This window comes from Allobosea sp. FBZP-16 (assembly GCF_002831785.1).
Taxonomy (GTDB): Bacteria; Pseudomonadota; Alphaproteobacteria; order Rhizobiales; family Beijerinckiaceae; genus Allobosea; species Allobosea lupini.
In genome coordinates this window covers 471,807-489,588 of the sequence record NZ_LNCQ01000022.1, presented here as the reverse complement: position 1 = coordinate 489,588, position 17,782 = coordinate 471,807, and the positions used below count along the sequence as shown (strand labels likewise).

The 17,782-nt window shown below is 66.6% G+C and carries 19 protein-coding genes; 17 read left to right on the top strand and 2 right to left on the bottom strand.

Annotation, left to right across the window (positions count from 1 at the left end; all coding sequences use genetic code 11):
* Positions 1-10: 10 nt before the first annotated feature.
* From kdpC to CXY91_RS08500, 14 genes are all read left to right on the top strand, one after another.
* Positions 11-592, top strand: coding sequence for a potassium-transporting ATPase subunit KdpC (kdpC, locus tag CXY91_RS08565; protein ID WP_100960372.1), 582 nt, complete (start codon positions 11-13; stop codon positions 590-592).
* 5 nt (positions 593-597) lie between these two features.
* Positions 598-3,321 carry a sensor histidine kinase gene (locus tag CXY91_RS08560; RefSeq protein WP_100960370.1) on the top strand — a complete coding sequence of 908 codons (2,724 nt, stop codon included), beginning with the start codon at positions 598-600 and terminating at the stop codon, positions 3,319-3,321.
* Complete coding sequence (locus tag CXY91_RS08555) at positions 3,318-4,013, top strand: winged helix-turn-helix domain-containing protein (protein ID WP_100960368.1); 696 nt, start codon at positions 3,318-3,320, stop codon at positions 4,011-4,013. The genes CXY91_RS08560 and CXY91_RS08555 overlap by 4 nt, the downstream gene beginning before the upstream one ends.
* 324 nt (positions 4,014-4,337) lie before the next feature.
* Positions 4,338-4,691, top strand: coding sequence for a DUF2849 domain-containing protein (locus tag CXY91_RS08550; protein ID WP_091828952.1), 354 nt, complete (start codon positions 4,338-4,340; stop codon positions 4,689-4,691).
* 3 nt (positions 4,692-4,694) lie between these two features.
* On the top strand, positions 4,695-6,377 hold the full coding sequence (locus CXY91_RS08545) for a nitrite/sulfite reductase (protein WP_100960366.1): 1,683 nt from the start codon (positions 4,695-4,697) through the stop codon (positions 6,375-6,377).
* Positions 6,364-6,882 (top strand): DUF934 domain-containing protein, encoded by a 519-nt coding sequence (locus CXY91_RS08540; protein ID WP_091828956.1) that lies wholly within the window; start codon positions 6,364-6,366, stop codon positions 6,880-6,882. The genes CXY91_RS08545 and CXY91_RS08540 overlap by 14 nt, the downstream gene beginning before the upstream one ends.
* A gap of 4 nt (positions 6,883-6,886) precedes the next feature.
* Positions 6,887-7,135: a hypothetical protein gene (locus CXY91_RS08535; RefSeq protein WP_158673320.1), complete on the top strand. Its 249-nt coding sequence runs from the start codon at positions 6,887-6,889 to the stop codon at positions 7,133-7,135.
* Positions 7,132-8,589: a siroheme synthase CysG gene (gene cysG, locus CXY91_RS08530; protein WP_100960362.1), complete on the top strand. Its 1,458-nt coding sequence runs from the start codon at positions 7,132-7,134 to the stop codon at positions 8,587-8,589. Before CXY91_RS08535 ends, cysG begins: the two co-directional genes overlap by 4 nt.
* 175 nt (positions 8,590-8,764) lie before the next feature.
* Positions 8,765-9,802: a sulfate ABC transporter substrate-binding protein gene (locus CXY91_RS08525; RefSeq protein WP_100960361.1), complete on the top strand. Its 1,038-nt coding sequence runs from the start codon at positions 8,765-8,767 to the stop codon at positions 9,800-9,802.
* 2 nt (positions 9,803-9,804) lie between these two features.
* Positions 9,805-10,650 carry a sulfate ABC transporter permease subunit CysT gene (gene cysT, locus CXY91_RS08520; RefSeq protein WP_091828968.1) on the top strand — a complete coding sequence of 282 codons (846 nt, stop codon included), beginning with the start codon at positions 9,805-9,807 and terminating at the stop codon, positions 10,648-10,650.
* A complete protein-coding gene (gene cysW / locus CXY91_RS08515; RefSeq protein ID WP_100960358.1) occupies positions 10,643-11,536 on the top strand; it encodes a sulfate ABC transporter permease subunit CysW in 894 nt (297 codons plus the stop codon). Before cysT ends, cysW begins: the two co-directional genes overlap by 8 nt.
* Before the next feature lie 12 nt (positions 11,537-11,548).
* Positions 11,549-12,595 (top strand): sulfate/molybdate ABC transporter ATP-binding protein, encoded by a 1,047-nt coding sequence (locus tag CXY91_RS08510; protein WP_100960356.1) that lies wholly within the window; start codon positions 11,549-11,551, stop codon positions 12,593-12,595.
* A gap of 73 nt (positions 12,596-12,668) precedes the next feature.
* Complete coding sequence (locus CXY91_RS08505) at positions 12,669-13,106, top strand: OsmC family protein (RefSeq protein WP_100960354.1); 438 nt, start codon at positions 12,669-12,671, stop codon at positions 13,104-13,106.
* Positions 13,103-13,966 carry a sulfurtransferase gene (locus CXY91_RS08500; RefSeq protein WP_100960353.1) on the top strand — a complete coding sequence of 288 codons (864 nt, stop codon included), beginning with the start codon at positions 13,103-13,105 and terminating at the stop codon, positions 13,964-13,966. The genes CXY91_RS08505 and CXY91_RS08500 overlap by 4 nt, the downstream gene beginning before the upstream one ends.
* A 12-nt stretch (positions 13,967-13,978) precedes the next feature.
* Here the strand turns inward: CXY91_RS08500 and CXY91_RS08495 are convergent, their stop codons facing one another.
* Positions 13,979-14,887 (bottom strand): LysR substrate-binding domain-containing protein, encoded by a 909-nt coding sequence (locus CXY91_RS08495; RefSeq protein ID WP_100960351.1) that lies wholly within the window; start codon positions 14,885-14,887, stop codon positions 13,979-13,981.
* Positions 14,888-14,992: 105 nt separating this feature from the next.
* Between CXY91_RS08495 and CXY91_RS08490 the strand changes: the two genes are divergently transcribed.
* The 3 genes from CXY91_RS08490 (at position 14,993) to rimO (ending at position 17,513) form a co-directional block, all read left to right on the top strand.
* Positions 14,993-15,427 (top strand): cupin domain-containing protein, encoded by a 435-nt coding sequence (locus CXY91_RS08490; RefSeq protein ID WP_100960349.1) that lies wholly within the window; start codon positions 14,993-14,995, stop codon positions 15,425-15,427.
* Entirely contained in the window at positions 15,424-15,990 is a 567-nt protein-coding gene (locus CXY91_RS08485) for a DUF4865 family protein (protein ID WP_100960347.1), read from the top strand. Before CXY91_RS08490 ends, CXY91_RS08485 begins: the two co-directional genes overlap by 4 nt.
* Before the next feature lie 203 nt (positions 15,991-16,193).
* Positions 16,194-17,513, top strand: coding sequence for a 30S ribosomal protein S12 methylthiotransferase RimO (rimO, locus tag CXY91_RS08480; RefSeq protein WP_100960345.1), 1,320 nt, complete (start codon positions 16,194-16,196; stop codon positions 17,511-17,513).
* Here the strand turns inward: rimO and CXY91_RS08475 are convergent, their stop codons facing one another.
* On the bottom strand, positions 17,514-17,726 hold the full coding sequence (locus CXY91_RS08475) for a hypothetical protein (protein ID WP_100960343.1): 213 nt from the start codon (positions 17,724-17,726) through the stop codon (positions 17,514-17,516). It lies immediately after the preceding gene.
* Positions 17,727-17,782: the final 56 nt, after the last annotated feature.

The window sequence follows — 17,782 nt, the reverse complement described above, 5'->3', positions numbered from 1 at the left end:
GACACAGGTCATGATCGCCAATCTTCGCCCCGCCATCGTCTCGATGGTCCTCTTCACGGCCCTGCTCGGCTTTGCCTACCCGCTGGGCGTCACCGGGCTGGCGCAGGCGCTGTTCCCGGCGCAGGCCGGCGGCTCGCTGATCCGCAACGCGTCCGGCGAGATCGTCGGCTCGCGCTGGATCGGGCAGAACTTCAAGGACGAGGCCTATCTGCGGCCCCGCCCCTCGGCTGCCGGCAAGGACGGCTATGATGCCTCGGGCTCGTCTGGCTCCAATCTTGGGCCGCTGAACGAGGACCTTGCCGCCCGCATCAAGGCCGATGCCGAAACGCTGCGCGCCGAGAGCAAGGCGCCGATCCCGGTCGACGCCGTCACCAGCTCGGCCTCCGGTCTCGACCCGCATGTCTCGCCGGCCAATGCGGCCCGGCAGGTCCCGCGTATCGCCGCGGCCCGGAAGGCTCCGGCAGCGGAGGTGCAGGCCGTGATCGCGGCCAACACCGAAGGCTCGACCTTCGGCCTGCTCGGCGAGCCGCGCGTCAATGTGCTCGCCGTCAATTTGGCACTCGACGCGCGCTGGCCGCGCGCTCAACGTTAGGTTCGATGGCAACAGACGAATCCCAGTTCCGTGAGGCAGGGCGGCCCGACCCCGACGCCCTGCTGGCTTCAGCCGGCCGCGGCAAGCGTGGCCGGCTGAAGATTTTTCTCGGCATGGCGCCGGGCGTCGGCAAGACCTACGAGATGCTGACGCAAGGTCGGCGCGCCCAGACGGAGCATGGCGAGGTGCTTGTCGGCGTGGTCGAGACGCACGGTCGCCGCGAGACGGAGGAGCTGCTCGACGGGCTCGAGGTCATGGCGCGCCGGCCGCTCGAGCACCGCGGCCGGCTGATGATGGAGTTCGACCTCGATGCGGCTCTCGCGCTGAAGCCGAGGCTGCTGCTGGTCGACGAGTATGCGCATTCCAACGCGCCGGGCAGCCGCCATCCCAAGCGCTGGCAGGACGTCGAGGAGCTGCTGCAGGCCGGCATCGACGTCTGGACGACCCTCAACGTCCAGCATCTCGAAAGCCTGGTCGACGTGGTCTGGAAGATCACCGGCGTGCGCCAGCGCGAGACGGTGCCGGACAGCGCCCTCAGCCGCGCCGACGAGATCGAGCTGATCGACATCACGCCGACCGAGCTCCGCCAGCGCATGGAAGAGGGCAAGGTCTACGTCCCCGAGACGGCGCGGCTCGCCGCCGGCAACTTCTTCAAGCCGGAGAACCTGACCGCGCTGCGCGAGCTCGCCTTGCGCCGAGCCGCTCAGACGGTCGACGACCAGCTCAGCCAGGCGATGAAGCGCGCCGGCGTCGAGGGGCCCTGGGCGGCGGGCGAGCGCATCCTCGTGCTGATCGGACCTGACGCCATGGCCGGCTCGCTGGTGCGGGCGGGACGACGCCTCTCCGACATGATGATGGATGCGCCGTGGACGGTCGCCCATGTCGAGCGGCCCGGCGGGGCGGAGCCCGATTCCGGCCGCGGCGCCCATCTGGCTGAAGCGCTCAAGCTCGCCGAACAGCTCGGCGGCGCCAGCGTCGTGCTGAATGGCGACGATCTCGTCGGCGCCGTGCTCGACTATGCGCGCCGCAACAACGTCACCCAGATCGTCGTCGGCAAATCGCATCGCAAGGGCTGGCGCGGCTGGTTCCATCGCTCGCTCGCGCCGGAATTGCTGAAGGCGCAGAACGGTGCGGCGCTACACATCATCACCGAGGTGACGAGCGGCCCGGTTCAGCCTGCGAGCCCGAACACGTCGCCCGCCAGATTCAGCTGGCTCGCCCATCTCGGCGCGATCGCCATGGTCGGGCTCGTGATCGGCCTCGCCGAGCTGATCGACAAGCGGGTCGAGAACGTCAACCTCGCCATGCTGTTTCTGGTCAGCGTGCTCGGTGCCGGTCTCGCCTTCGGCTTGTGGCCGGCGGTGACGGCGGCGGCGCTCGCGGCCTTCGCCTACAACTTCTTCTTTCTGGAGCCGCGGCTGTCCTTCTGGATCGGCCACCCGGCGGATGTCCTGACCTTCCTCGTCTTCTTCGCAGTGGCGCTGACGACGGGCGGCCTGACCGGGCGCATCCGCGACCAGGCCAAGGCGACGGCGCGGCGCGCCTCGGCGATCACCGCCCTGCTCGCGGCCAGCCGCCGGCTCTCGGCCGCGGCGCGGCGCGAGGACGCCGCCGCTATCCTGGCCGAGCAGGTCTCGGCCGCGACATCCGGCAAGGTCGTGGTGCTGCTTCCTGTCAATGGCGAGATCGCTCCCGCCGCCGGTGCCCCTGAGCTCGAAGCGCTTTCGACCGCCGACATGACCGCGGCGCGCTGGACCTGGAGCCGTGGCGAGCCGGCCGGGGCCGGTACCGGGACCTTGCCCAATGCGGCCTGGACCTTCCGGCCGTTGCAGGGCGTGCGGGCCCGTTCAGGCGTCGTCGGGTTCGAGCCGAAGGCGCTGGCGACGGCCGAGAACGCGCGCTTCGCAATGGCGCTGCTCGACCAGGGCGCGATTGCGATCGAGCGGGCCGAGCTCGCCGCTGCGGCTGTCGATGCCGAGGCGCTGCGCCGCAGCGACCGGCTGCGCTCCGCCTTGCTCAACTCGGTGAGCCACGACCTGCGCACGCCGCTCGCCACCGTGCTCGGCTCGGCGACGACGCTGATCGACTATGGCGAGGGTATGAAGGCGGCCGTGCGCGACGACCTCCTGCTCTCGATCCGCGAAGAGGCCGAGCGCCTGAACCGCTATGTCGGCGACCTGCTCGACATGACCAGGCTCGAAGGCGGGGCGCTGGTGGCGCGGCGTGACTGGATCGACGTCCGCGACGTGATCGCATCGGCGCTATCGCGCATTTCGCGCCGGCTCGGCCAACGCCGGGTCCAGCGCGACTTCCCAGCCGAGCTCTCGCTCGTCAGGGCCGATGCCGGCCTGCTTGAACAGGTGCTGGTCAACATCCTCGAGAACGCCATCGCCTATAGTGAGGACGGTGCCTTGATCGAGGCGGCCGCCTATGAGGATCGCGGCAATGTCGTGATCTCGATCGAGGATGAGGGTCGCGGCATCCCGACCGCCGAGCTGGAGCGCGTCTTCGAGAAGTTCCGGCGGCTGGAGGAATCGATCGATCGCGGTGGCGAGCGCGGCAAGGGTGCCGGCCTAGGCCTCGCTATCGCCAAGGGCTTCGTCGAAGCCATGGGCGGGCGCATCGCCGCCGCCAGCCCGATCCATGACCGCCCGGACGGCAGCAAGGGCGGCACCCGCATCCTGATCAGCCTGCGCAAGGACGCCGCGGGTGGAGAAACCAAGTCATGACCGCCTTTCGCCCGCGTATCCTCGTCATCGACGACGAGCCGCAGATCCACCGTTTCCTCGGCCCGGCGCTCGACGCCGCCGGCTACGAGCCGATCCGCGCCGACGACGCCACGACTGGCCTGCGCGAGATCGCCCGCAAGCCGCCGGACGCCGTCGTGCTCGATCTCGGCCTGCCCGACATGGACGGCAAGGAGGCGCTCGCCAAAGCACGTGCCTTCTATGACGGGCCGGTGATCATCCTCTCGGCCCGCGACCGCGAGACCGAGAAGATCGACGCGCTTGACGCCGGCGCCGACGACTATGTCGAGAAACCCTTCGGTGTCGGCGAGTTGCTGGCGCGCCTGCGCGTCGCGCTGCGCCATCGCCTCGAACGCCAGGGCTCGGAGCCGGCGCTGCAGATCGGCAATGTCGAGATCGATCTGGTCAACCGCCGGATCAGCAAGGGCGGTGCGGCCGTGAAGCTTTCGCCCAAGGAATACGACCTCTTCGCCTGCCTGGCGCAGGGCAATGGCCGCGTGCTGACCCATAAGCAGATCCTCACCGCGGTCTGGGGGCCGGCGCATGAGCATGACGTGCAGTATCTGCGCGTCTTCGTCGGCCAGCTCCGGCAGAAGCTCGAGGACGATCCAGCCGAGCCGAAGCTGATCGAGACCGAGCCGGGGGTGGGCTATCGGCTCGGCGGGCTGGTGTGAGGCTTCGTAAATCCACGCATCAATCTGGCTGTCATCCCGGACGAGCGGTGAAGCCGCGCCGATCCGGGCTCCATTCCGGAGCTTGTCCGAAAGAGGTTCCGGAATGGGTCCCGGGTCTCCCTGCGGTCGCCCGGGACGACACGCGCAATATGGATCGCGACAGCATGATTTTTTCCGCTCGGCCCGTCGTCGGGACAGCCCGAAGAGAGATTTCCTCTTTTTGAACGGGAATAAGAAAAATCACACTACCGCGCGTGAATTGATGCTCGAAGGCCAGTGCCTTATGTAAAACGTTCGGAATAGCGAACGTAGCGAGCATTATTCATGGCTGCCGCCAAGCGCCCTGCCCTGCCGGTTATCCTGCTGGCCAACGACCTGCTCGATGGCGATGTCGTCTTCGCGGCGGGCGATGCGACTGGCCTGCACTGGTCGCGTGATCCTGGTGCCGCGCTGGTCGGCGATGACGATGCGACCGCCGACCGGCTCGATGCCTTCGCCGCCGCCGAACTCGGCAACCAGCATGTCGTCGATGCCTATCTGGTCGATGTCGCGATCGAGGACGGCGTGCCGGTGCCGCGCCATTACCGCGAGCGGATGAAGACGACCGGCCCCAGCATCCGGCGCGATCTCGGCAAGCAGGCCGAACTGCCGCTCGCCCCAGCTTTCCTGAGAGCCTGACGCATGTATCGCTACGATGAATTCGACGAACGCTTTGTCCGCGAGCGCGTCGCGCAGTTCCGCGATCAGGTCGGCCGCCGGCTGAACGGTTCGCTGACCGAGGACGAATTCAAGCCGCTGCGCCTAAAGAACGGCGTCTATCTGCAACTGCATGCCTATATGCTGCGGATCGCGGTTCCCTACGGCACGCTGTCGTCGAAGCAGATGCGCCAACTCGCGCTGATCGGCGAGCGCTATGACCGCGGCTACGGCCATTTCACCACACGCACCAATCTGCAGTTCAACTGGCCCAAGCTGCGCGACATCCCGGATATTCTCGACCTGCTGGCCGATGTCGAGATGCACGCGATCCAGACTTCGGGCAATTGCATCCGCAACGTCACGGCCGATCATTTCGCCGGCGTCGCCCAGGACGAGGTCGAGGACCCGCGCCCGACCGCCGAGCTGATCCGGCAATGGTCGAGCCTGCATCCCGAGTTCGATTACCTGCCGCGCAAGTTCAAGATCGCGGTCACCGGCGCCGAGCACGACCGCGCCGTGATCAAGGCGCACGATATCGGCCTGCGCATCCTGCGCCATCCCGACACGCACGAGATCGGCTATGAGGTCATCGTTGGCGGCGGCCTCGGCCGCACCCCGATGATCGGCAAGGTCGTGCGCGAGTTCCTGCCCAAGGCCGACCTGCTCGCTTATCTCGAGGCGGTCATGCGGGTCTACAATCTCGAAGGCCGGCGCGACAACAAGTACAAGGCCAGGGTCAAGATCCTCGTCCACGAGATCGGCACGGAGGAATTTTCCCGCCGCGTCGAGGAGGAGTTCGCCAGGCTCGACGGCCCCTCGGTCAATGCCGATCCGGCCGAGGTCGCGCGCATCGCCGCCTACTTCGCGCCGCCCGCCTACGAGACGCTGCCGGCGACCAGCGGTGCCTTCGAGGCGGCCAGGGCGGGCAATCCCGATTTTGCCCGCTGGGTCGAGACCAACCTCACGCCGCATCGCCAGCCGGGCTATGCCGCGCTGACGATCTCGCTGAAGCCGATCGGCGCGCCCCCCGGCGATGCCACCAGCGAGCAGATGCGCGTCGTCGCCGATCTTGCGGATGAGTTCTCGCTCTCCGAGATCCGCGTCACCCACGCGCAGAACCTCGTCCTGCCGCATGTGAAGCTGTCGGATCTGTTCGCGGTCTGGCAGCGCCTCGGCGCGGCCGAACTCGCGACGGCCAATGCCGGGCTGATCACCGACATCATCGCCTGCCCCGGCCTCGACTATTGCGCGCTGGCGACGGCTCGCTCGATCCCGATCGCGCAGGCCTTGGCGCAGCGCTTCGCCGACCCCGTCAGACAGAAGGAGATCGGTGTGCTCAACATCAAGATCTCCGGCTGCATCAATGCCTGCGGCCATCACCATGTCGGCCATATCGGGATTCTCGGGCTTGAGAAGCGCGGCATCGAATCCTACCAGATCACCCTCGGCGGCGACGCGACCGAGAACGCCGCGATCGGCGAGATCCTCGGCCCGGGCCTCGCCGCCGAGGAGGTGCCGGATGCGATCGAGCGCATCGTCTCGGTCTACCTGGCGCAGCGCCAGGCCGGCGAAAGCTTCATCGACAATGTTCGCCGCCTCGGCCTCGCGCCGTTCAAGGCGGCTTTCCAGGACACCAACCGGGAGATCAGCCATGCCGTTGCTTGATCGTCACGGCGCCAAGACCGAAATCTGGACGCGCAGCGAAGGCGCAGCGATCGACAACATCTCGCACGCGCTGGTCGATTGGGCGGCGCTGCCGGAAGCGCTGGCGCAGAAGACGCGCGACCAGCGCATCGGCGTCGTCATCCCCAACACAGTGCGCATTCCCCAGCTGAAGCTCCTGATGCGCCAGCTCTCGCTGATCGCGATCAGCTTTCCATCCTTCGGCGACGGGCGCGGCTTCAGCCTGGCGCGGCTGATCCGCAATCACGGCTTCACGGGCACCCTGCGCGCCAGCGGCCCACTGATCGCCGACCAGTTCGCCTATGCCATCGCCTGCGGCTTCGACGAGGTCGAGCTGCCCGAGGCGAGCGCGGCGCGCCAGCCCGTCGAGCAATGGGTCAATGCGCTCGGCCAGATCAGCCATGGCTATCAGCGCGGCTATGGCGACAGCGGCAACATCCTCGACCGGCGCCGTTCGGCCCGGCTGAAACATGTCGCGGCGGGCTGAGACGATGCACGGTTCGGCCCAATCGAGCCTGCGCCGGCCCGCCGACCGCCATAGCGACGATGAATGGGAGGAGGCCATGCTGAGCGATATCGACCGTGCCATCGGCCAGTCTGTTTCCGCACCGCGCGAGCGCTGGTTCGATCTTTGCTTCCGGCTTATCATCCTGGTGCTTGCCGGCCTGTGGCTGTTCGTGCCACCTGCGGGCGACAGCCGATTGCCCCCCGATGTGAAGGCCGCAGCGACGCAACGATGAGCGCAAGACGCCCGGAGACAACCACCGCGCGCCGGATCGACCGGCTCGCCACCCTGCCGCTCTTCCACAAGCTGGAAGGGCGCAAGGTCGTGCTCGCGGGCGCGAGCGAAGGGGCGCTCTGGAAGGCTGAACTGCTCGCCGCCGCCGGCTCCGAGCTGCTGATCCTCGCCGGCGATCAGCCTGGAGCCTTCGGTGGCCTCGCTGCCGACCCGCCGGCCGGCTCGGTGACGGTGTTGCCGCGCGCCTGGCAGGCGGATGATCTCGACGGCGCCGCGCTCGCCATCGCCGATATCGACTCGCTCGAGGAAGCCAAGGCCTTCGTCGCCGCAGCCCGGCAAAACGGCGTCCCGGTCAATGTCGTTGACAAGCCCGAGTTCTGCGATTTTGCCTTCGGCTCGCTGGTCAACCGCTCGCCGCTCGTCATCGCGATCTCGACCGACGGCGCCGCTCCCGTCTTCGGCCAGGCGATCCGCGCCAAGATCGAGGCGTTGCTGCCGGCGGGCCTCAAGGCCTGGGCGCAGGCCGCACATGACTGGCGCCCGATGGTCAAGGCGCGCGAGCTCGCCTTCCCGCTGCGCCGCGATTTCTGGGAGCGCTTCACCAGCCGGGCCCTAGCCGAGCCGCAGCGCCGACCCAATGAGAACGATCGCAGCGGTCTCTCTGCCATTCTCGACGATATCGAGCGCGGCGGTACGCCGAACGGGCGGGTCACGCTGGTCGGTGCCGGTCCTGGCGACCCGGAGTTGCTGACGCTGAAGGCGATCCGGGCGCTGCAGAGCGCCGACATCATCCTCTATGACGACCTCGTCTCGGCAGGCGTGCTCGAGCTTGCCCGGCGCGAGGCCAAGCGCATGCTGGTCGGCAAGCAGGGCTACGGCCCGGCGGTGAAGCAGGATGACATCAATGCGATGCTCGTCTCGCTCGCCGGCCAGGGCAAGCATGTCGTCCGCTTGAAGGGTGGTGAGCCCGGCATTTTCGGCCGTGCCGGCGAGGAGATCGAAGCCTGCCACCGTGCCGGCATCCCGGTCACGATCGTGCCCGGCATCTCGGCGGCGCAGGGCGCGGCCGCCTCGCTTGGTCTCTCGCTCACCCATCGCGATCATGCCCGTCGGCTGCAGTTCGTTACGGGTCATGCCCGCGACGGCAAGCTGCCGCAGGATCTCGACTGGAAGGCGCTTGCCGACCCCGCCGCAACCACGGTGCTCTACATGGCGCGCGCTACGCTGCCGCTGTTCCGCGAGAAGGCGCTCGCGGCGGGGCTCGACCCGGCTACGCCCGCTGTTGCCGTGCTCGGCGCAACCACCCCGACTGAAATGCGGATCGCGAGCACGATCGCGCACCTGCCGGAGCGGCTGGGCGAGCTTCCGAGCAAGGGGCCGGTCCTCGTGCTGATCGGCCACGCCATGGGCGCCGCGCTGCCGGCTGCATCGAGCGGCAACCTGGCACACGGCTGACGTGAACCAAACCGCCGGAGATGCGTTTTCTCTCTGGCGCGAAAAGTTTGGAAGGGCTCTACTGCCTCCGCTAGTTGAGCGATGACCGCCAATTCAGTACGTTCTGTTTGTTTTTCAGAACAGTTTTTTGAGCCGTTTACGCGGTTTTCTGAACTGTCCGACACGGAGCACTGAGATGACGCGACAGAGACTTCACCGCTTGCTGCAAGCCGGTCTGGCGCTCGGGGCCTTTGCCGTCTGCTTCGGCGTGATCGGCGGTGCGCGCGCGCAGACCGAGCTGCTCAACGTCTCCTATGATCCGACCCGCGAGCTCTATCGGGAGATCAACGCGGCCTTCATCGCCGACTGGAACGGCAAGAACGCCAAGAAGATCGGCACGATTCGGCAGTCGCATGGCGGCTCGGGTGCGCAGGCCCGCACCGTCATCGACGGCCTCAATGCCGACGTGCTGACGCTGGCGCTCGCCGGCGACATCGACGCCGTCGCCGAGCGCTCGAAGAAGCTGCCGCTCGACTGGCAGAAGCGGCTGCCGCAGAACTCCTCACCCTACACCTCGACCATTGTCTTCCTCGTCCGCAAGGGCAATCCGAAGGCGATCAAGGACTGGGGTGACCTGGTGAAGCCCGGCGTTCAGATCATCACGCCGAACCCGAAGACCTCGGGCGGGGCGCGCTGGAACTATCTCGCCGCCTGGGCCTATGCCGAGAAAGCCTTCAATAAGGACGAGGCCAAGGTCCGCGACTATATCGGGAAGCTGCTCAGCAACGTCCCGGTGCTCGACACCGGCGCGCGCGGGGCGACCACGACCTTCACCCAGCGCGGCATCGGCGACGTCTTCCTGTCCTGGGAGAACGAGGCCTTCCTGGCGCTGAAGGAGTTCGGCGAGGACAAGTTCGACATCATCGTGCCCTCGCTCTCAATCCTGGCCGAGCCGCCGGTCGCGATCGTCGACGGCAATGTCGATACCAAGGGCACCCGTGCCGAGGCGCAGGCCTATCTCGAATTCCTCTACACGCCGAAGGGCCAGGCGATCATCGCCAAGAACTACTACCGCCCGCGCAATCCGGAAGCTGCCGACCCCAAGGACATCGCCCGATTCCCGAAGGTCGAGCTCGTCACCATCGACGAGAGCTTCGGCGGCTGGGCCAAGGCGCAGCCCACCCATTTCGGTGATGGCGGCACGTTCGACCAGCTCTACAAGCCGGCGCGCTGAGCATGACGGCGGCAGTCTCCCGCTGGCGCGAGCCCAGCATCCTACCAGGCTTCGGCTTGGCGCTGGGTATTACCGTAACGGCCCTGTCGCTGATCGTGCTGATTCCTCTGGCCGCGCTCTTCATCAAGGCGGCGAGCGCCGGCCCGGCCGACATCTGGGCCGTGGCGACCTCGCCGCGGACGCTGGCCGCGTTGAAGCTCTCCTTTTTCGGAGCCTTCTTCGCCGCGGCAGTGAATGCCGTCTTCGGGCTGATCCTGGCCTGGGTGCTCGTCCGCTATGATTTTCCGGGCAGGCGCCTGATCGATGCGGCGGTCGACCTGCCCTTCGCCCTGCCGACGGCCGTCGCCGGTATCGCGCTCGCGGCGATCTATGCACCCAATGGCTGGGTCGGCAGCCTGCTAGCCCCCTACAACATCAAGGTCGCCTATACGCCGCTCGGCGTGATGGTGGCGCTGATCTTCATCGGGCTGCCCTTCGTCGTCCGCACAATCCAGCCGGTCTTGGAGGAATTGCCTGCCGATATCGAGGAGGCGGCGGCGCTGCTTGGAGCCAGCCGCTGGCGCACCGTTTTCTCCGTGCTGCTGCCGCCGGTGCTGCCGGCCCTGCTGACTGGCTTCGTCCTCGCCTTCGCGCGTGCCGTCGGCGAATACGGCTCGGTCATCTTCATCGCCGGCAATGTGCCGATGGTCTCCGAGATCGCACCATTGCTGATCGTGATCCGGCTGGAGCAGTTCGACTATGCCGGGGCGGCCGTGGTCGCGACGATCATGCTCCTGCTCTCGTTTTCGCTGATCCTGCTCGTCAACCTGATCCAGGCGCGCGCCCGCCGGAGGTTCGGCGATGTCTGACGCCAGCCTGCCCTATCAGATCGAGGACCTCGCGCCCGCCCGCGCCGCACGGCGCGTCAAGGGCGAATCCCGCATCGTCCAGTTCGTGCTGGTTGCGATTTCGCTCCTCTTCCTTAGCCTCTTCCTGTTCCTGCCGCTGATCTCGGTCTTCGTCGAGGCCGGGGCGCGTGGCTGGCACGCCTACCGTGAGGCGATCCTCGAGCCCGATGCCTTGGCGGCGATCCGGTTGACCCTGCTCATCGCGGCAATCGCGGTGCCGTTCAACGTGATCATCGGCCTGGCGGCCGCCTGGGCGATCGCCAAGTTCGAGTTCCGCGGCAAGAGCCTGCTGATCAGCTTCATCGACCTGCCCTTCTCGGTCTCGCCGGTGATCTCGGGTCTGGTCTTCGTGCTGCTCTTCGGCGCGCAGGGCTATTTCGGCCCCTGGCTCGCGGCCAACGACCTCAAGATCATCTTCGCCGTGCCGGGCATCCTGCTGGCGACGATCTTCGTCACCTTCCCCTTCGTCGCACGCGAACTGATCCCGCATATGCAGTCGCTCGGCTCGGCCGACGAGGAGACGGCGCTGACCTTGGGCGCCTCGCCCTGGCGCACCTTCTTCACGGTGACGCTGCCGAACGTGAAATGGAGTCTGTTCTACGGCGTGCTGCTCTGCAATGCCCGCGCCATGGGCGAGTTCGGCGCGGTCGCCGTCGTCTCGGGCAAGATCCGCGGCGTGACCACGACCATGCCGCTGCATGTCGAGATTCTCTACAACGAGTACATGGGCGCCGCCGCCTTCGCCGTCGCCTCGCTGCTGGCGGGCCTTGCCCTCGTCACGCTCGTCCTGAAAACCGTCCTGGAGTGGCATTTCGCCGACGCGATCGCCGCCAGCCGCCGTCACTGAGTGGAACAGCCCATGTCGGTCGCCGTCACCATCGAAAGCGTCGAGAAGCGCTTCCAGAACTTCCCCGCCCTGCGCGGCGTCTCGCTCGACATCCAGCCGGGCGAACTCGTCGCGCTGCTCGGTCCCTCCGGCTCGGGCAAGACGACATTGCTGCGCGTCATCGCCGGGCTGGAACAGGCCGAGCGCGGCCGCGTGCTCTTCGGCGAGACCGATACCCGCGAGCTGTCGCTGCGCGAGCGCCGGATCGGCTTCGTCTTCCAGCACTATGCGCTATTCAAGACGATGAGCGTCGCCGAGAACATCGCCTTCGGCTTGAAGTCGCGTCCGCGCGCCGAACGGCCGAGTTCGGCCGAGATCAAAAAGCGCGTCTCCGATCTCCTGGAACTCATCCAGCTGCCGGGCCTCGAAAAGCGCTATCCGAGCCAGCTCTCGGGCGGCCAGCGTCAGCGCATCGCGCTCGCCCGGGCGCTGGCAATCGAGCCGCGCGTGCTGCTGCTCGACGAGCCTTTCGGAGCCTTGGACGCCAAGGTCCGCAAGGATTTGCGCGCCTGGCTGCGCGAGCTGCACCGGCACACCGGCCATACCACCGTCTTCGTCACGCACGACCAGGAGGAGGCGCTGGAGCTCGCCGACCGGGTCGCGATCCTGCATGACGGCCGGCTCGAGCAGGTCGGCTCGCCCGACGATGTCTACGACCATCCGGCGACGCCCTTCGTCTGCCAGTTCCTGGGCGACGCCAACCATCTGCCGGTCAAGGTCGTCGGCAGCCAGGCCTTCTTCCAGGACCGGCCGGTGCTGGGCGGTCTGCGCCAGAATCAGGGCGGCCCGGCCTCGCTCTATGTCCGGCCGCAGCATTTGCGCATTGTCGATGATGCGCCGCTCGCTCTGCCCGGTGTCGTCGAGCACCTGCGCCGGAACGGGCCGCTGCGCCGCGCCGAAGTCGCCGTCGAAGGGCTGCCAAAGCGGCTCGACGTCGACCTCGCCAGCCAGGTCGCGCCAGCGATCGGCGAACGCGTCCGGTTGCGCATCACGCATGGCAACCTCTTCGCCGCGGCCTGATGCCGCCCTCGCCTTTCGCGCACCGGGCGGGTTATCCCTGTCGCCTGACATGTTCTGACGACAGGAGACGGCCATGAAGGCGCGAGCGAAATGGGTCGAGGGCATGGCCTTCCTGGGCGAAGCCGGCAGAGGCCATGCAGTGGTCATGGACGGTGCGCCTGAATATGGCGGCCGCAATATCGGCATTCGGCCGATGGAGATGCTGCTGATCGGGCTCGCCGGCTGCACTGGCTTCGACGTCGTGCAGATCCTGAAGAAGGGCCGCGAGGCAGTGACCGGCTGCGAGGTCGAGGTCGAGGCGGAGCGCGCGACCGAGGACCCCAAGGTCTTCACCAAGATCCACCTCGCCTATCGCATCAGCGGCCGCGGCCTGTCGCAGGCCAAGGCTGAGCGCGCCGTCACATTGTCGAAGGAAAAGTACTGTTCCGCTTCGATCATGCTGGGGGCGACCGCGCAGATGAGCACCTCGCTCGTGGTCATCGAGGAACTGCAGCAGGAGGCCGCCGAATGACGGACATCCCGACCTCGGGGCTGGTATCGCCCAACGTCCTGGCCGGAGCGCTGGGTTCGCCCGATCTCGTCATCATCGATATTCGTGCCGCCGCCGAGGGCGGGCGCCAGGCCTTCGAGGCCGGCCATATCCCCGGTGCCGTGCACAGCGACTACGCCGCCGACGGCTGGCGCGCCAAGGTCGGCAATGCGCCCGGCATGCTGCCGCCGCTCGACCATCTCGCCGAACTGGTGGGGCGGCTCGGCGTCACTCCCCCGAGCAAGGTGGTGATCGTCCCCGCCGGGCTCAGCGCCAGCGATCTTGCCGCCGCGACGCGCGTCTACTGGACGCTGAAGCTGATCGGCCACGGCCAGCAGGCCATCCTCGACGGCGGCTTCGACGGCTGGCGAACCGCGCCCGGCCTGCGGGTCGAGACCGGCCCGTCCAAGCCGGTGCCGGCCTCGCCTTACCCGGTGGTCGTGCAGCAGAAGCTCAGAAGCACCGCCGATGCCACGCTCGTTGCTTCGCGCAGCAAGCTGGCGACGCTCGTCGACGCTCGTTCGGCCAGCTATTTCGAGGGACAGGAAAAGGCGGCGGAAGCCGCGCGCGCCGGGCGCATTCCCGGCGCCGTCTCGCGCGACTATTCGGCGGCCTTCGACCCTTCGACCGGGCGGTTCAAGCCTGCCGGAGAGCTCGGCACGTTGTTCGGCCCGGTGCCGAACGGCCCGGTGATTTCCTATTGCAACACCGGCCACACTGCGTCGCTGAACTGGTTCGTGATGTCGGAGCTGCTCGAGCGCGAGGAGGTCTCGCTCTACGATGGCTCGATGACCGACTGGACACAGGACCCGGAGCGGCCAGTCGCGATCGGAGGCGGCTGAGCGCCCCGCGGCTCAGTGCTGGGGTGGTGTGGCGTACCAGTCGCCGGGCAGAGCTTGGCGGAGAGCCTGCTTCAAGATTCCGACAAGATGGTCCGTCGCCACGTTGGAAACCCCATCGACGCGGTGCAGGACGAGGTCGATGGAAGGCAAGGTCGGCAAGCCGTATTCGGCCGGATCGAGCATCCGCACCGATTTTGGGTGACCTATCGGCGTACGAAGCGCGAGCCCGAGTCCGGCAGCGGTCGCCGCCCACAAGCCTGCGAGACTGGGGCTGACAAACGCCACTCGCCAAGCTGTGCCCTGGCGATCGAGCTGTTCGCAAGCGATATCTCGTAGCAGGCAGGGCGTTTCGAGCAGGGCAAGCGGGAGCGGCTCGCCGCGATCGTTCCGCCACGAATCGGTCGCGGCGGCGAGCCAGCAGAGCGGCACGCTTGCTATGCGTTCGACGCGAGCGGGACGTTCTCCTCCATCCCAGGCGAGAGCGATGTCGAGCTGCCGGGAGGCAATCTTGTCGACCAGTTCGCCGTTACGGGCTATCCGGCCCTCGATGCGGACCTTCGGGTGAGCTCGGACGAACTGTCCCAGGACGCCAGGCAAGATCGTTTCACCGAAATCCTCCTGTAGTCCGAGGCGAATCCAGCCTTCGAGATTGGCCCCGCCTACGGCGCCGAGCGCCTCATCGTTGAGGTCCAAGAGGCGTTGGGCGTAGGAAAGGAGGGTTTCGCCAGCGTCGGTCAATCTCAGTCCGCGCCCTGACTTGCGAAGCAGGGTAACGCCCGCCTGCTCCTCCAATTTCTTGAGTTGGGCGCTCACCGCTGAGGTCGAGCGGCCCAGCCGCTCGGCGGCCCGGGCGAAGGATCCCGTTTCCAAACCCACTGCGAAGCTGCGCAAAGCATCGAGATCAAGATTGGTAGGTCGCATACACTGTCCTGAAAAACCGGATCTTTTGTCCTGAATTATTTGATTTTCCGCACAGTTGTCGATCGCCAGAATGGCGTTGTCAAACGAAGAGGAAGTCAGAATTCGATGAGCGCTGCGTTCGAAAAGGAATCCGAATCTCCGACCAGGATGACGGTATGGCGTGACGGATCGAATATCACCGCGGCCCCGCCCGACATCGCCAATCGGCCATTTCTCGCTCAGATGCTGCTGTCGAGCAGCCGAGAAGGCGACATGACCGCAATGCGGGTCTTCATGGAGCCGGGCACGATGACGAACTGGCACAGCCATCCGCGTGGTCAGCTCCTGTTCGTCGTCAGCGGTATCGGCCATGTGCAGCGTCACGGCGAAGCGGCCGAATGTGTTCGCGCCGGCGACACGGTCTGGTTTGCCGAGGGTGAGCGCCATCGGCATGGCGCCGCATCAGACAGTTCGTTCAGCTATCTCAGCGTGCAATGCGTCAGGGATGGCACTGCGGTTCGTTGGCTGGACACGGCCGAAAGCGAGGACGCCGAGCAATGATCGCGATGCAATACAGTCTGGTCTTTCCAGCTGACTACGACATGACGATCATCGAAGGGCGCATTCGCGACAAGGGGCCGTTGCTCGACGGCTTTCCGCACCTTCGTTTCAAGGCCTATTTGTCTGCGCGCAAAGACGAGATCGATTTCGCGAGCCCGGAGAATCTCTATGCTCCGTTCTATCTCTGGGATAGGCCGGATGGGGTCAGCAACTTCCTGACCGGCCCCGGCTTCGCTCAACTGACAAAGGACCTTGGCTGGCCAAGTGTCGACATATGGCTGACCTGGCATAGCGTCGTCGCCGTCGACGTCGCGGATGCGCGCTTTGCGAGCCGTCACGTCGAGGCCATTTCGCCCTATCGCGATCTGACGGAACTGAAAAACGAGTCGATCCGATGGGCCAAATCGGGTTCGGCGAAAAGAGCCTTGGCAGTCGTCGTTGGATTTGATCCGAAAGGATGGCGCCTGGTGCGTTTTCAACTTTGGCGAAGCGCCCCCTCGCCTTCGGACGTCGCCGACCAGATCTACCGTGTTGGCCACGTATCCGAGGGTCCCCTGGCCTGAGCCGCAGCCAATTCCGGCGAAGCCGCTGCGTGTCACCACCTGTCGATTTGGGCCGTAACGGATTGCGCCCGGTCATTTGCCCCCGGCAGCCAATCCAGCGGGGCACGTCAAGTTGCAAATTCGTCCAAAAAGGCTCAAAGGAAGCGCCAACGCGCCGGTCTTGCCGCGCCCTTCCCTTGCTCCTTTGTTGAGTTCTGCCGCCGATGAACGCCGTCGCGCCGAAAATCTCGTTCGTCTCTCTCGGGTGCCCCAAGGCGCTCGTCGATTCCGAACGCATCATCACCTCGCTGCGCTCGGAGGGCTATGAGCTCAGCAAGAGCCATGCGGGCGCCGACGTCGTCATCGTCAACACCTGCGGCTTCCTCGACAGCGCCAAGCAGGAATCGCTGGAGGCGATCGGCTCGGCCATGGCCGAGAACGGCAAGGTCATCGTCACCGGCTGCATGGGCGCCGAGCCCGAGCAGATCCGCGACGCCTTCCCGAACCTGCTCGCGATCACCGGCCCGCAGGCCTATGAGAGCGTGGTCTCGGCCGTGCATCAGGCCGTGCCGCCCAAGCACGACCCCTTTATCGACCTGGTGCCTGACCAGGGCATCAAACTGACGCCGCGGCACTACGCCTACCTAAAGATCTCAGAGGGTTGCAACAACCGCTGCAGCTTCTGCATCATTCCCAAGCTGCGCGGCGACCTGGTCTCGCGGCCGATCGGCGATGTGCTCCGCGAGGCCGAGAAGCTGGTCAAGGCCGGCGTCAAGGAACTGCTGGTGATCTCGCAGGACACCAGCGCCTACGGGCTCGACATCAAGTATGCGCCGTCGATGTGGAAGGATCGCGAGGTCCGCACCCGCTTCTTCGAGCTGGCGCGCGAGCTCGGGCAGATGGGCGTCTGGGTGCGGATGCACTATGTCTACCCCTATCCGCATGTCGACGAGGTCATCCCGCTGATGGCGGAGGGCAACGTGCTGCCCTATCTCGACATTCCGTTCCAGCATGCCTCGCCCTCGGTGCTGAAGGCGATGCGCCGGCCGGCCCATCATGAGAAGACGCTGGAGCGGATCCGGAAGTGGCGCGAGATCTGCCCGGATCTCGCCATCCGCTCGACCTTCATCGTCGGCTTCCCCGGCGAGACGGACGGAGACGTCGACTTCCTGCTCGACTGGCTGAAGGAAGCGAAGCTGGAGCGGGTCGGCTGCTTCAAATACGAGCCGGTCAACGGCGCGACCGCCAATGATCTCGGCCTGCCGCTGGTCGACGAGGACGAGAAGGAGGCGCGCTGGCATCGCTTCATGAAGACGCAGGCCGAGGTCTCGGCCCGCATCGTCAAGGGGCGTGTCGGCAAGCGGATTCCGGTGATCATCGACGAGGCCGGCCCGACAGTCGCCAAGGGCCGTTCGAAATGGGACGCGCCGGAGATCGACGGCAATGTCTATGTTTCGAGCCGGCGGCCGCTGCGGCCAGGCGATATCGTCACCGTGAAGATCGAGCGCGCCGACGCCTACGACCTGCACGGCATGGCGGTCTGATCAGGCAAGCGCGGCCGACACAATCCGCGCCATGCGGCGCGGTTCGGCGACGCGGCCGACACGCGGACGCGACGACTTCTCGAAGACGACCTGGGCATCGCTGATCTGGGTGGCGAGCTGAAGCGTCGGACGGGCGGAGAGCTGCGCCTGGAGCGCCATCGCGACGATGACGAAGGAGAGGATGAAACCGAGGCGGCGGAGAAGCGGGGACATGACGTAGGGACCAGGGATCTTGTTGTTGGTCCCGCTTTGCCGGCTCCAGGCGTGGT

Excerpts from the sequence above, each read along its gene's own strand:
- kdpC (WP_100960372.1), top strand. The coding sequence starts at position 11 with ATGATCGCCAATCTTCGCCCCGCCATCGTCTCGATGGTCCTCTTCACG.
- CXY91_RS08560 (WP_100960370.1), top strand. The coding sequence starts at position 598 with ATGGCAACAGACGAATCCCAGTTCCGTGAGGCAGGGCGGCCCGACCCC.
- CXY91_RS08555 (WP_100960368.1), top strand. The coding sequence starts at position 3,318 with ATGACCGCCTTTCGCCCGCGTATCCTCGTCATCGACGACGAGCCGCAG.
- CXY91_RS08550 (WP_091828952.1), top strand. The coding sequence starts at position 4,338 with ATGGCTGCCGCCAAGCGCCCTGCCCTGCCGGTTATCCTGCTGGCCAAC.
- CXY91_RS08545 (WP_100960366.1), top strand. The coding sequence starts at position 4,695 with ATGTATCGCTACGATGAATTCGACGAACGCTTTGTCCGCGAGCGCGTC.
- CXY91_RS08540 (WP_091828956.1), top strand. The coding sequence starts at position 6,364 with ATGCCGTTGCTTGATCGTCACGGCGCCAAGACCGAAATCTGGACGCGC.
- CXY91_RS08535 (WP_158673320.1), top strand. The coding sequence starts at position 6,887 with ATGCACGGTTCGGCCCAATCGAGCCTGCGCCGGCCCGCCGACCGCCAT.
- cysG (WP_100960362.1), top strand. The coding sequence starts at position 7,132 with ATGAGCGCAAGACGCCCGGAGACAACCACCGCGCGCCGGATCGACCGG.
- CXY91_RS08525 (WP_100960361.1), top strand. The coding sequence starts at position 8,765 with ATGACGCGACAGAGACTTCACCGCTTGCTGCAAGCCGGTCTGGCGCTC.
- cysT (WP_091828968.1), top strand. The coding sequence starts at position 9,805 with ATGACGGCGGCAGTCTCCCGCTGGCGCGAGCCCAGCATCCTACCAGGC.
- cysW (WP_100960358.1), top strand. The coding sequence starts at position 10,643 with ATGTCTGACGCCAGCCTGCCCTATCAGATCGAGGACCTCGCGCCCGCC.
- CXY91_RS08510 (WP_100960356.1), top strand. The coding sequence starts at position 11,549 with ATGTCGGTCGCCGTCACCATCGAAAGCGTCGAGAAGCGCTTCCAGAAC.
- CXY91_RS08505 (WP_100960354.1), top strand. The coding sequence starts at position 12,669 with ATGAAGGCGCGAGCGAAATGGGTCGAGGGCATGGCCTTCCTGGGCGAA.
- CXY91_RS08500 (WP_100960353.1), top strand. The coding sequence starts at position 13,103 with ATGACGGACATCCCGACCTCGGGGCTGGTATCGCCCAACGTCCTGGCC.
- CXY91_RS08495 (WP_100960351.1), bottom strand. The coding sequence starts at position 14,887 with ATGCGACCTACCAATCTTGATCTCGATGCTTTGCGCAGCTTCGCAGTG.
- CXY91_RS08490 (WP_100960349.1), top strand. The coding sequence starts at position 14,993 with ATGAGCGCTGCGTTCGAAAAGGAATCCGAATCTCCGACCAGGATGACG.
- CXY91_RS08485 (WP_100960347.1), top strand. The coding sequence starts at position 15,424 with ATGATCGCGATGCAATACAGTCTGGTCTTTCCAGCTGACTACGACATG.
- rimO (WP_100960345.1), top strand. The coding sequence starts at position 16,194 with ATGAACGCCGTCGCGCCGAAAATCTCGTTCGTCTCTCTCGGGTGCCCC.
- CXY91_RS08475 (WP_100960343.1), bottom strand. The coding sequence starts at position 17,726 with ATGTCCCCGCTTCTCCGCCGCCTCGGTTTCATCCTCTCCTTCGTCATC.